The organism is Ralstonia mannitolilytica, assembly GCF_905397375.1.
In the GTDB taxonomy this organism is placed as follows: Bacteria; Pseudomonadota; Gammaproteobacteria; order Burkholderiales; family Burkholderiaceae; genus Ralstonia; species Ralstonia mannitolilytica.
In genome coordinates this window covers 214,907-227,535 of sequence record NZ_CAJPVG010000004.1, presented here as the reverse complement: position 1 = coordinate 227,535, position 12,629 = coordinate 214,907, and the positions used below count along the sequence as shown (strand labels likewise).

The following is a 12,629-nucleotide window of genomic DNA, read 5'->3' as shown; positions in this document are numbered from 1 at the left end:
CAGTCGCAACCTCGAGCGCGAGATTGAATCGCTCCAACAGCAGCGCGCCGATCTCGTGCGAGCGCTGGCAGCGGCCGAAGATCCGTAAGAACATTCCCCATCGGCTCATTGCAACAGGCCAACGCACGGGCTCGCGTCACGCGTTTGCAGAGAGAGTTGCGGCGCTTGAAAGCCGCGCTTGGCACGTCAAAGCGGCATCAGGACGTCGGCGACTTCCTGATCGAGATGTTCCGCGAGCGCGTCTTATTCAGCGAATGGCATTGCATCGTGGCCGAGGCGCGACGCCGCCATGATTCAAAGGCGACGGAAGGTCAAATCGGTACGCTCGCTGCGGGGCCGGGCGCACAAAGCTGATATAGTCGCGTCGCCTCCGATTTCTGAACCTTGCGATGTCTTTCGTCCTCCGCCGAACCGTCCTCACGTTCGTTGCCGCAGCCTCGGTTGCGGGCGCCGGCCTCGTCCACGCACAAGCCAGTGCACCACAAGCCCCGGCAGTGTCCACGGCTGCGTCGGGCGGCACCGTCGCAGAACTGCAGCAATTGCTGGCGCAGAAGCGCCTGACCGAACTGCGCACGACGTACAACGGCGACTACGGCACGAGCCTGCTGCTGGTCAACGAAGACACCACGGCCTACGTCGCCCTGTCGTATCGCAAAGAACTGTGGCGTGTTTACAAGTTTGCGTCGGTCGCTCCGGCCGAGGGCGCGTACGAAACGCTGGCCAGCCAAACCCGTACGTGGGCGGAAGACGATCTGCGCCGCGCCGTCACGGCCGGCCAGAAGGCGCAACTGGAGCGCGAAGCCCAGGCAGCTCAGCAGCGCGCCGCCTCGCTCAGCGAGGAAGTCCGCATCATGCAGGCGCAGCGCCGGAAGATGCTGACCGAACAGCAGACCATGCGTCAGGAAACGAAGGCGCTGGACATCGAGCGCCGGGCGTACCAGGCGCAGGTCGAATCGCTGCAGCAGCAGATCCGCCTGCTGGAAAAGCAACTCAACGATCCGCACTGGTCGCCGACGCCCTCAACGTCTGGTCAAGGTCTTTGACATTCACCTTCCCGGCCTGGCGCAACTGCGGCAGGCCGGCATCCTCTCCGCCTTCGCAACGCGCATCGAGTTAAGAGCAATCTGATCGACCACCGTCCATCTCCCGCTTAGCATGGCGCCTGCTTGCGCAGCCAGCTCGGATGCGCGCTGCGGCCACCAGCGGAGACGGACTTGGAATCCCCCAACTTCATCATCGACGGACACCTGCGCCTCCCGGGCTTGGTGCGTATGCCGCCGCCATTCGGGCCAGCACTCGACAGCGCGCAGCCCAGCGCGACAACGCAGGTAAGCGCACCGATCGAGCCGGTAGCCGACACATGCGTTGACACCGGTACAGCGGGCCATGGGCAGTGGCGTCAACGCATGACCGTGCTGTCCATTGGCATGGCATGCACATTGGCGGCAGCGTTGCTTGGCTGGTGGACCGGGCAGCATGGGCAGGCAGCCGCAGAGTTGGAGCAAGCAACCGTGGCCGCCCTCGCCCCGCAGACCGTACCGCCCCTTTCGCTCCAGCATGCCCCTGCGTCAGAGGCGGCGTCCACGGAACCAAATGAAGCCACGGAATCCGAGGTCGTTGCCACACCCGTAGCCCACGTGGTCCCGGCGGCCGACATGGTGCTCGACGAAACGAAAGTTGCCGCGCCGGCCATCGCCGCAGCAGAGTCAGCCTTAGCGCAGTTGCCGGCGAAACCGCGTGGACCGCGCCCCCTGGTGCGGGCCGCCGCGCCGACGCCACCGAAGTTGCTGCGCTCGCCCGCATTGCACGACGAAGCGCCAGCGACGATCGAAGTCGAATGGCCGACGACCGACACGGCGCCGATCACCTCAGCCTATGCAGCGCCGGGCACGCCGGTGCGCATCGAACTGCAACGGCATACGCGCTTCACAGACTGACCGGAGCGCGTGCCGCCGCGCCGGCTCAGTGCAACTGGCCGCCGGTTTCGCGTACGTCGTGCAGCGTGCGCAGCGTTGTCTCGATGGCGATGCGCAGCCCGGCGACGATGGTGTCGTGCGCCATGCTGGGTTGCCCCGGGTGCTTGGCCGCCTGCGACGGCAGATACGGGATGTGAATGAAGCCACCGCGCGTGGGCAGCTTCTGGCGGGCGATGGCGTGCATCAACCCATAGAAGACGTGATTGCACACAAAGGTGCCCGCCGTCTGCGAGACCGACGCGGGAACGCCGCCCGCACGCAGTTCGCGCACGATCGTCTTGATCGGCAGCGTTGAAAAATACGCGGCCGGCCCGTCACTCGCGATGGCGATATCGATCGGTTGCTTGCCGGCGTTGTCGGCAATGCGCGCATCGTCGACATTGATGGCGATGCGCTCGATCGCCATCTCGGCACGGCCACCGGCCTGCCCCACGGCGATCACGACATCCGGCTGTAGCGTCTGCAGCAACTTGCCGAGCACTTTGTTGGACTCGCCAAAGATGGTCGGCAACTGGCGCGCGACGATGTCGGCGCCTGCGATTCCCTGTCCATCGAGGGTGCGCACGGCTTCCCACGACGGATTGATGGGTTCGTTCTCGAACGGATCGAAGCCGGTGACGAGGACGGTAGGCATGACGTTCTCCTGCTTGCTGCGTAAGACAAAAACGATGATAAACGTCCGTCGAACATCATGCCCAAGCGCGTTGCGGCGTCAGTGTGCCTTGCTGCGCTTGTTCTCGAAGTTCAACAGGATGTCGACTTCTTCCGTGCCCGCGGTGTGCAGCCATTCACGCGTCAGACGCTCGCCCAGGCGGCGCATGTCGCCCTGCAGGGTCACGTCGGGATTGAGCACGCGCACGCCGGTCTTGGCGAGTTCGGCTTCATCGCGCTCGTAGGTCTGGCGGCTGGAATCCCAACCGCGCGCCTCGTAATCCTTGGCAAGCTTGAGCACCGTCTGCTGCATCGCGGGCGGGAGCTTGGCAAAGCGCGCCTCGTTCACGAACACGGCATTCTTCGGAATCCACGCATTGACCTTGTAGTAATACGTCATGCGCTGGCCGGCCTTCGTCTCCAGACCGGTGGACGGCGAGGTGACCATGGTGTCGATGCGGCCACCGGCAATCGCGGCGGTCAGATCGGCGGCTTCCACCTGCACGGCCTGCGCGCCATACAACTCGGCAATGCGCTTTTGCGCCGCGTTATACGTACGCAAACGATGTCCCTTCAGGTCAGACAAACGGGCAATCGGTGTTTCGGAATACAGGTTCTGCGGCGGCCAGGGCACGGCGTACAGCAGGCGCAATCCGTTGGCCTTCATCAACGCTTCGATGTGGCCGCGCGAGGCTTCCCACAGCAGGCGCGCATCGTTGTAGCCCGATACCACAAAGGGAATCGAATCCACACCGAAGAGCGGATCGCGCTGGGCCAACGTCGACAGCATCACTTCGCCCGCCTCGGCCTTGCCTTCCTTGACACCGTCAAAGATCGCGGCCGGCTTGAGCAGCGTGCCGTTCGGATAGACCTCAAGCTTGAGCCCGCCATTGGTGGCGCTGCTGACCGCATCTGCGAAGGCCTGCAGGTTTTGCGTATGGAAATTGAGGGCCGGATACGGCGTGGCCACTCGGAGCGTTTCCGCACGGGCTTGCGCGGCGGAAATCAACGACAGCGCGCTGGCTGCGAGAACACAAAAAAAGCGGCGTCCCGACATGGAACGGCCGCTCGTCATCTGGCTGCTCATGAATCCCCCCGGAGAAGAGCACGATGCGAGGTCTACGACCGCGTGCCCTTGTCTCGCGGGCAGCGACCGCGCTTGGCGGCGTCCGCCGGCTGAGAACCGCCAGCGTGACGCGCACCGCACGCGTCGCATTAAACACGATTAGTGGAGCATCAGGAAGTGCAAGAGCACGATATTGGCTGCAAGCAACATCAGCGCCGTCGGCACCTGCGCCTTGATGACGGCGTTCTTGTCGGACAGCTCCAGCAGCGCCGCCGGCACGATGTTGAAGTTGGCCGCCATCGGCGTCATGAGCGTGCCGCAGTAGCCCGAGAACATGCCGATGGCCGCCATGACCGCTGGGTTCGCATGGAACACGCCCACCAGGATGGGCACGCCCACCCCGCCGGTCATGACCGGGAAAGCGGCAAAGCCATTGCCCATGATGACGGTAAACAGCGCCATGCCCACGCAATAGACGATGACTGCGACGAGGCGATAGTCCATGTTGATGTAGGCGGTGGTCAGGTGCGCCACGGCCTTGCCCACGCCGGCATCGGCAAAGACCAGGCCCAGCATGGCGAGCATCTGCGGCAGCACAAGCGCCCAGCCGAGCGACTCTGTCAGGCGACGCGATTCACGCATGGCCTGCACCGGCGTGTCGCGCGTCAGCCAGCACGCCAGCGCGAGCGAGATGATGCAGCCCAGGCCCAGCGAGACGAAGGTCTGGTTCTTCGGATCGAGCAGCAAGTCGCCACCGATCTTCACGTCCTTCAGGAACACGCTGCCGATGACGGTGACCACCGGAATGGTCAGCGCCGGGATGAAGAGGCGGTTGCCCAGGCGCTTGGCCGAGGCGCGGCGTTCCTCCACCGACAGCTCGCCGTGCTTGCCGAGCGTGACGCCGCCCATGCCCGCCAGCAGCGCCATCACCACGGCGCCCACCCCCACCACGATCGGCGGAATCTTGTCGCCGACCAGGAAGATGACGGCGAAGATCGCCCAGAACAGGCCCGTGGTCCAGCGGCGCGGGTGGTGCTTGTCGGCAAAGGTCATCAGCGCGGTGATCGTCAGGATGATCCCGGCCAGCCAGTACAGATAGTTGATCGACAGAATCATGGCTTACCCCTGCTTGGCCGCAGCCGCGTTGGTGTTGGCGCCGCCCAGCTCGCGGGCCAGCCAGCCGTCCAGGCGCTTGAGGCGCACGGAATGGATCAGGAACGCGCAGATCGCGGTCGGGATGCCCCACACGGCGATATGCAGCGGTTCCACGTCGATGCCCGAGCCCAGCAGGAACGTGTGCATCAGCGCGATGGCGCCGAAGGCCACGAAGATGTCTTCGCCGAAGAACAGGCCGACGTTGTCGGTGGCAGCGCAGAAGGCCAGCAGGCGTTCGCGCACCGGCGCCGGCAGCTTGCCGAAACGGTTCTCGGCAGCGCCTTCTGCCATCGGGGCCAGCAGCGGACGCACCATCTGCGGATGACCGCCGAGGCTCGTCAGACCGGCAGCGGCCGTCAGCTCGCGCACGGCGAGATAGACGATCAGCAGACGGCCAACGGTGGCCGATTGAATGCGCGCGATCCAGTTCTGCGCATGCTCACGCAAGCCGTGGCGCTCGAGCAGGCCCACCACCGCGAGCGGCAGCAGGATGATCAGCGGCAAGGTCCGCGTCTTGACGATGCCCGTCCCGATCGCCGTCAGGATTTGTTCGATGGACATCGACGCCGCAAAACCGGTAGCGATGGCGGCCACGGCCACCACCAGCATCGGATTGAATCGCAGGATGAACCCCGCGATGATGACGACCACCCCGATCAGCGGCCATAGATTCACTGCCGTACTCATGTGGTGCTTCCCCCCCAAAGGTCAAAAAAGCCCCGCCGGAAGGACGGGGCCATCATGGTTCAGGCGCCGGCGCGGACAGCGATGCCTTCGCTGCCAAGCCGTTCCCGAATGCGTCGCGCGAACGCCAGCGCATGCGCGCCGTCGCCGTGCAGACAAACCGTTTCCGCGCGGATCGGAACCCACGTGCCGTCGATGGCCTTCACACGCTGTTCGCGCACCATCGTCAGCGTCTGGTCCAGCGCGGCGTCTTCGTCGTCGATCAGCGCGCCGGGCGTGCCGCGTTTGACGAGCGAGCCGTCGGCGTTGTAACCCCGATCGGCAAACACCTCTTCCTTGACATGCAGGCCCAGCTCGCGCGCGGCTTTGATGAGCTCGCCGCCGGCAAGGCCGAACACGACCAGCGACGGATCGAAATCGCGGATGGCGCGCACGACGGCCATGGCCAGCGGCCGGTCACGCGACGCCTGGTTGTAGAGCGCACCGTGCGCCTTCACGTGCGCGAGTTTGCCGCCCTGCGCGCGCACGATGGCTGCGAGGCCGCCGATCTGGAACAGCACGCCGGCGTAGATCTCTTCGGGCGGCAGGTGCATCTCCGTGCGGCCGAAGTTCTCGCGGTCGGGAAAGCTCGGATGCGCGCCGATCGAGACGCCTTCGCGCAGTGCCCACGCCACCGTCCGGCGCATGGTGTTGACGTCGCCGGCGTGCCAGCCGCATGCGACGTTGGCGGAGCTCACGAGCTTGAGCAGCGCCTCATCGTTTTCGCAGCCTTCGCCCAGGTCGGCGTTCAGATCGATCGTCGTCATGATGTTTTCCGGTGCATCAGGCGTTCAATCGCGTGCGCGCGGTGCGCCGCGCGGTCGAGAGAATGCCCTGGCGCTGCCAATCCAGCGCGGTTTCGATTTGCTGCAGATAACGTGCCACGTCGGCGCGGGCGGCTTCGGCCTGTTCCAGCGTCACGCGTTCGAAGCGGATGCGCTGCCCCAGCGGAATCTGCGCCAGGCGCCACTGGTCGGCGAGGATGACCGTGCCGATCTTCGGATAGCCGCCGGTGGTCTGCGCGTCGGCCATCAGGACGATGGGCTGGCCCGAGGGCGGCACCTGGATCACGCCTGGCACCACGCCGTGGGAGAGCAGATCGCCGCTGCGCTGCTTCTTGCGGGCAAGCTCCGGCCCCTGCAAGCGGAACCCCATGCGGTTGCTGTTTGGCGTGAGCGTCCAGTCGGATTCCCAGAACGCGGCCTGCGCATCGGCGAGGAAGTCGTCGTATTCGGGGCCGGGCAGCACGCGGATGACCGGGGTGTCGTGATGCGTGCGGTCGAACGTCCAGCGCGCGGCTTTCACGGCGACGGCGTCGCCGCTGATGTCGGGCGCGTATGTGGTGTCCGCTGGCAGCACGGGCAGCCTGTCGCCGTCTTTGAGCGGGCGGCCCTCAAAGCCGCCGAAGCCGGCCTTCAGGTCGGTACTGCGCGAGCCCATCATTTCCGGCACATCGATGCCGCCGGCCACGCACAGATACGCCCGCACGCCGCCCTGTGCCACGCGCAGTGTCAGCGTTTGCCCGCGCTGCACCGGAATCGCGCGCCAGGCGTGCACCGGGGCGCCGTCGAGCGTCGCCCGGCAGTCAGCGCCCGTCAGCGCGATCAGGCCATTCGCATGGAAGCGCAGCGTGGCGTTGCCCAACGTGAACTCGATACCGGCCGCATTGCTGGGGTTGCCGACGAGGCGGTTGCCGACGTACAGCGACAGCGGATCGAGCGCGCCGGACGTACACACGCCAAAGCGGCGGTATCCGGTGCGGCCCAGATCCTGCACCGACGCGAGCACGCCGGCCCGCACGATCTCGATCATCGGCTGGAGCTTGGCACTCATACGCGCACCTTCGAGGCAACAAAGCGGACGCGGTCTCCGGGCGACAGCAACGCCGGAGGATTGCGCTGCGGCATGAAGAGCGCTGCATCCGTACGGCCGATCAGTTGCCAGCCGCCTGGCGACGCGGCCGGGTAGATGCCGGTCTGCTCGCCGCCAATGCCCACGGATCCGGCCGGCACCGCCATGCGCGGCTCGGCGCGGCGTGGCGTGGCCAGCGACTTGTCGAGGCCGCCCATATAGGCAAAGCCTGGCTGGAAGCCCAGGAAGTACACGATGTATTCGGGCGCGGTATGGCGGCGCACGACCTCGGCCGGCGTCAGCCCGGTGTGCCTGGCCACCTCGCGCAGATCGGGACCCTCCTCGCCGCCGTAGGCCACTTCGATGTCGACGAGCTTGCCGTCGGCGACCAGCGCCTCGCTTTCTTCCCAGGCCTCGCGCAGTTGCGTTTCAAGCCGTTGCGCGTCGGCCAGCGGACCGAACACGAGCGTCAGGTTGTTCATGCCGGGGACCACGTCGACCACATCCGGCCAGTTGGACGCGCGCGAAGCCATGGCCCAGATGCGCTGCTGACAGTTCAAGGTCGCCGGCGGCGGCACCTCGCACAACAGCGCCAGTTCGCCCAGCCGGTGAATCGTGCACTGCAACTTAACCCCCGTCTCGTGTGCGCGATTCGCGGGAGATCCCGGCAAAACCGTGCGCGATTGAAAACGAAAGCGATACGTTAATAAAACGTTGATAAATTCTATATAAGAAGTAACCCTTAGTCCGTCCGGGATCGGCGGGCGTCAACTGCCAGCGCGATCGGCCCACTTTCATGATAGGCACCGGGCATACGGGGGAAAGAACCGCACGCGGGCGCCCCACCCATCAACGTGAAAACGCCCGGAGAGCCCGGGCGCAGAAGGGTGCAGGAATCAGGCCGTCGGCTCTTCGCGCGTAATGCGCAAGCCGAGGACGAGCGCGGCGACGGCGCAGATGGCCATCATGCCGAGCAACGGTAGCGCGGTCTGCCCGATGGCGGCGACCACGGTGCCGGTCACCATGCCGAGGCCGAACTGCATGGCGCCCATCAGCGCCGAGCCCGTGCCTGCGCGGGCGCCCTGTCCGGCCATCGCCAACGCGCCGGTGTTGGGCGAAATGCAGCCGATCGAGGCGATGTAGCAGAACAGCGCCGCCAGCACGAGCGGCAACGGCGTAAAGCCGGCGACGGCGGCCAGTGCGGCCAGCACGCTCGTGATCGCCGGCACCCACAGCGCCCGGCGCAGCACCCGCACCGGCGAGTACTTGCGCACCAGCCGCACATTCACACGCGAGGCCGCGATCATCCCCGCCGCGTTGCTGCCGAACACCCAGGCGTAGCGCGACGGCGTCAGCCCATAGCCGTCGATCAGCACAAACGACGACACGGTGATGTATGCAAACATGCCCGACAGGAACACCGCGCCGCACCACATGTAGGCGGCGTAGTGGCGATCGCGCAGCAATTCCCAGTAGTCGCGCAGCACGTGGCCGACGGCCAGCCTGCGGGCCTGCTCCGGCGCCAGCGATTCGCGCATGAGGTAGTGCACGGCCACCAGCGATGCCAGCCCGAACGCCGCGAGCAGCACAAAGATGACGCGCCACGACGCCACCTGCAGCACTGCCCCGCCGATCATGGGCGCCAGGATGGGTGCCACACCCATCACCAGCATCAGCGTGGAATAAGCCTGCGCCGCGCCGGCCGGGTCCATGCGGTCGCGCACGGCCGCGCGCGCGATCACCATGCCGGCGCAGCCGCCGAAGCCCTGCACGCCGCGCAGGGCCGCCAGCGTGGTGGCGTCCTGGGCGAATGCGCAGCCGATGGAAGCGGCCACGTACATTGCCAGGCCGATATAGAGCGGCGGCTTGCGGCCGAACCGGTCGCTGGCGGGCCCGTAGATGAGCTGGCCGATTGCCAGGCTGATCAGGAAGACGGTGAGCGTGAGACCGGCTGCCGCGGACGATGTGTTCAGCTCGCGCGCGATGGTCGGCAAGCTCGGTAGATACATGTCGACGGAAAGCGGGCCGACGGCGGTCAGCGCGCCGAGCAAGAGAAGCCAGCCGGGAATCGGGCCCGGCACGCGGGATCGGGGATTGGGAGCGGTCATGAGAATGCGGGACGCGCGGCAGGGATGGCTTCCGTGCCGGGGCAAACAGTGAACTGTAGCGCAAACTCGCAAACGCCGCCGCGCACCGCGTGGGTGCAAAATCGCCTGCGCGCCCCACGCGAGAGCGGCCCCCGCCACGTGGATACCTCGGCATGACAAGTTGCGACCGGCAGATCAACGTGGTCGGGCCGGCACGGCTTTTGCACTCCCCCACCCCCCGTACGAGGCATGCGCCGACCCCACCAGACCAGACGTCCGGCGCGGTGCCGGACGATATAATTCCTCGTTGATGATAAGCATCACACACCCATGATGATTGCTGCGATGCGTCGGCGCGAATCTGCGTCGGCATCGCCTGTTGTGCAGTGTCGTCAACGCCCTAAAAAGATTGCCTCCGCGACATGCGCTCGCGGTGAGCGGCACGGAAACCACGAGCCAACCTGTTGTGACACCACTCCCACCACGCCTGTCGCTGACGGGCATGACCAAGCGCTACCCGAGCGTGGTCGCCAACGACGGCGTCAGCCTGACTGTCGCGCCGGGCGAGATCCACGCCGTGCTGGGCGAAAACGGCGCCGGCAAGTCGACGCTGATGAAGATCATCTTCGGCGCCGTGCAGCCTGACGCCGGCGAGATGCAACTCGACGGCCAGCGCGTCGAGATCGCCAATCCGCACCAGGCGCGCGCCCTCGGCATCGCCATGGTGTTCCAGCACTTCTCGCTGTTCGACACGCTCACGGTGGCGGAGAACATCCTGCTCGGCCTGCCCGCAGGCACCGATTTGCGCGACGTGGCTGACCAGGTGCGCAGCACGGGCGAGAAATACGGCCTGCCGCTGGAGCCGCATCGCCATGTGCATACGCTTTCCGTGGGCGAGCGCCAGCGCGTGGAAATCGTGCGCGCCCTGCTCACCAAGCCGCGTCTGCTGATCCTTGACGAGCCGACCTCGGTGCTGACGCCGCAGGCCGTCGAAAAGCTGTTCGTGACGCTGCGCCAGTTGGCGGCAGAAGGCACGAGCATCCTCTACATCAGCCACAAGCTCGACGAGATCCAGGCCCTGTGCCACACCGCCACGGTGATGCGCATGGGCAAGGTCACGGGCGTGTGCGACCCGCGCCAGGAAACGGCGGCGTCGCTGTCGCGCATGATGATCGGTGGCGAGCCTCCGCGCGAATTGCGCCCCCAGACCACACCCGGCGAGGTGCGCATGGAGGTGGCCGGACTGTCGCTGCCCAAGGCCCACGCCTTTGCGACGGAGCTGCGGGACATCGCCCTGCAGTTGCGCAGCGGCGAGATCGTCGGCATTGCAGGCGTATCGGGCAACGGGCAGCAGGAACTGCTGGCAGCCCTGTCTGGCGAGGACACCCGCGCGTCGGCACAGACCATCAGCATCGGCAACGAGCCGGTCGCCAAGCTGGACCCGCGTGCGCGCCGCAAGCGCGGCCTGTCGTTCGTGCCGGAAGAGCGCCTGGGGCGCGGCGCCGTGCCCTCGCTGTCGCTGGCAGCCAATACGCTGCTGACGCATCAGCGTGCACCCCAGGTGCGGGGCGGGCTCATCGACAAGAAGGCCGCCGCCAAGCTGGCTACCGCCATCATCAGCCGGTTTGGCGTGAAGGCGGGCGGCCCCGACGCGCTGGCCAAGAGCCTGTCGGGCGGCAACCTGCAGAAATTCATCGTCGGCCGCGAAATCGAATGCGCGCCCCGCGTGCTCATCGTCGCGCAACCCACCTGGGGCGTCGACGTGGGCGCCGCTGCCCAGATCCACAACGAAATCCTCGCGCTCAAGGCGGGGGGCTGCGCCATCCTGATCGTGTCGGAAGAACTCGACGAACTCTTTGCGCTGTGCGATCGCCTGCACGTGATCGCCAACGGGCGCCTCTCGCCCTCCACGCCCACGCACGCCACCGACCGCGAACAGATCGGCCTGTGGATGAGCGGCATGTGGGACAAAGCGCCGGCGCCGGCCGCCGCCAGCTCGGGGGTGGCCCATGGCTGACGTCATGCATGGCAGCCGCCTGGCGCTGCCCGTTTCGCTGGAGCTGCGGGCCATTCCGTCGCGCACCATGGCCTATGCCTCGCCGCTCATCGCGCTGGTGCTGACGATGGTGTTCGGCCTGCTGCTGTTCGCGCTGCTCGGCAAGGACCCGGTCGCGGGGCTGCGCGTGTTCCTGGTCGAACCGCTGGTCAGCAAGCGCGCGATCGGTGAAGTGCTGCTCAAGACCGTGCCGCTGGTGCTGTGCGCGCTGGGCTTGTCGGTGTGCTATCGCGCCAACGTATGGAACATCGGCGCGGAGGGGCAGCTCATCGTGGGCGGCATCTTTGCAGCGGCCACCATCATCTACTTCGATACGCCGGCGCCCGCCATCCCCGGCGGCTTTGCGCTGGTGCTGGCCATCGTTGCCGGCCTCGTCGGCGGCGCGCTGTGGGCGGCGATCACCGCGCTGCTGCGCGATCGCTTTCATGCCAACGAGATCCTCGTCTCGCTCATGCTTACGTACATCGCGCAGTTGCTGCTGCTGTACGTGGTCAACGGGCCGTTGAAAGACCCGAACGGCATGAACTTCCCGCAATCGATCGTGTTCGACAGCGCGTTCGTTCTGCCGACGCTCGTGGCCGGCACGCGCCTGCACGTCGGCTTCCTGTTCATGCTGGTGATGACGGCGGCGATGACGTTGTTCGTCTTCCGCAGCTTTGCGGGCTATCGCCTGCAAGTCGGCGGCCTGGCGCCGCAAGCCGCGCGCTATGCAGGTTTCTCGTCGCGGGCGGCGCTGTGGACGGCGCTGCTGGTGTCGGGCGGCCTCGCAGGCATTGCCGGCGCCTTCGAAGTCACCGGGCCGATCGGGCAACTGCTGCCATCCATTTCCCCCGGCTACGGCTTTGCCGCCATCGTGGTGGCGTTCGTCGGGCGCCTGAACCCGGTGGGCACCGTGCTGGGCGCGATCGTGATGTCGCTCTTCTATATCGGCGGCGAGCTTGCGCAATCGCGCCTGGGGCTGCCGTCGGCCATTACCGGAGTGTTCCAGGGGATGCTGCTGTTCTTCCTGCTCGCCTGCGACACGCTCATCGAATACCGCCTGCGCTGGCGCGCGCACCACTGAT

The 12,629-nt window shown here is 66.5% G+C and carries 13 protein-coding genes; 5 read left to right on the top strand and 8 right to left on the bottom strand.

The annotated features are described in order from the left end of the window. The first annotated feature begins 165 nt into the window (after positions 1-165). From KHN96_RS22805 to KHN96_RS10985, 3 genes are all read left to right on the top strand, one after another. A complete protein-coding gene (locus KHN96_RS22805; protein WP_238587561.1) occupies positions 166-354 on the top strand; it encodes a hypothetical protein in 189 nt (62 codons plus the stop codon). A 35-nt stretch (positions 355-389) separates the two neighbouring features. Then, positions 390-1,043, top strand: coding sequence for a DUF2968 domain-containing protein (locus KHN96_RS10990; RefSeq protein ID WP_115043883.1), 654 nt, complete (start codon positions 390-392; stop codon positions 1,041-1,043). A gap of 171 nt (positions 1,044-1,214) precedes the next feature. After that, on the top strand, positions 1,215-1,937 hold the full coding sequence (locus KHN96_RS10985; protein WP_238587560.1) for a ribonuclease E: 723 nt from the start codon (positions 1,215-1,217) through the stop codon (positions 1,935-1,937). Positions 1,938-1,962: 25 nt separating this feature from the next. Here the strand turns inward: KHN96_RS10985 and pcp are convergent, their stop codons facing one another. From pcp to KHN96_RS10945, 8 genes are all read right to left on the bottom strand, one after another. Then, complete coding sequence (gene pcp, locus KHN96_RS10980) at positions 1,963-2,610, bottom strand: pyroglutamyl-peptidase I (RefSeq protein WP_062738345.1); 648 nt, start codon at positions 2,608-2,610, stop codon at positions 1,963-1,965. A gap of 78 nt (positions 2,611-2,688) precedes the next feature. Then, the gene (locus KHN96_RS10975; protein WP_062738344.1) at positions 2,689-3,714 is read right to left on the bottom strand and encodes a TRAP transporter substrate-binding protein; all 1,026 of its coding nucleotides are present in this window, start codon (positions 3,712-3,714) and stop codon (positions 2,689-2,691) included. Positions 3,715-3,852: 138 nt separating this feature from the next. Then, positions 3,853-4,809 (bottom strand): DUF979 domain-containing protein, encoded by a 957-nt coding sequence (locus KHN96_RS10970; RefSeq protein WP_062738343.1) that lies wholly within the window; start codon positions 4,807-4,809, stop codon positions 3,853-3,855. 3 nt (positions 4,810-4,812) lie between these two features. Beyond that, positions 4,813-5,535: a DUF969 domain-containing protein gene (locus KHN96_RS10965; RefSeq protein ID WP_045787287.1), complete on the bottom strand. Its 723-nt coding sequence runs from the start codon at positions 5,533-5,535 to the stop codon at positions 4,813-4,815. A 59-nt stretch (positions 5,536-5,594) separates the two neighbouring features. Further along, entirely contained in the window at positions 5,595-6,338 is a 744-nt protein-coding gene (gene pxpA, locus KHN96_RS10960; protein ID WP_045787288.1) for a 5-oxoprolinase subunit PxpA, read from the bottom strand. 16 nt (positions 6,339-6,354) lie between these two features. After that, a complete protein-coding gene (locus KHN96_RS10955; RefSeq protein WP_082062884.1) occupies positions 6,355-7,404 on the bottom strand; it encodes a 5-oxoprolinase subunit C family protein in 1,050 nt (349 codons plus the stop codon). Then, on the bottom strand, positions 7,401-8,048 hold the full coding sequence (gene pxpB, locus KHN96_RS10950; RefSeq protein ID WP_062738342.1) for a 5-oxoprolinase subunit PxpB: 648 nt from the start codon (positions 8,046-8,048) through the stop codon (positions 7,401-7,403). The genes KHN96_RS10955 and pxpB overlap by 4 nt, the downstream gene beginning before the upstream one ends. Positions 8,049-8,318: 270 nt before the next feature. Then, entirely contained in the window at positions 8,319-9,530 is a 1,212-nt protein-coding gene (locus KHN96_RS10945; RefSeq protein ID WP_062738341.1) for a multidrug effflux MFS transporter, read from the bottom strand. Positions 9,531-10,011: 481 nt separating this feature from the next. Here KHN96_RS10945 and KHN96_RS10940 point away from each other — a divergent pair, with 481 nt between their 5' ends. Together KHN96_RS10940 and KHN96_RS10935 are read left to right on the top strand one after the other, a co-directional pair. After that, positions 10,012-11,526 carry an ABC transporter ATP-binding protein gene (locus KHN96_RS10940; protein WP_062738340.1) on the top strand — a complete coding sequence of 505 codons (1,515 nt, stop codon included), beginning with the start codon at positions 10,012-10,014 and terminating at the stop codon, positions 11,524-11,526. Further along, on the top strand, positions 11,519-12,628 hold the full coding sequence (locus KHN96_RS10935; protein WP_062738339.1) for an ABC transporter permease: 1,110 nt from the start codon (positions 11,519-11,521) through the stop codon (positions 12,626-12,628). Before KHN96_RS10940 ends, KHN96_RS10935 begins: the two co-directional genes overlap by 8 nt. Position 12,629: the final 1 nt, after the last annotated feature.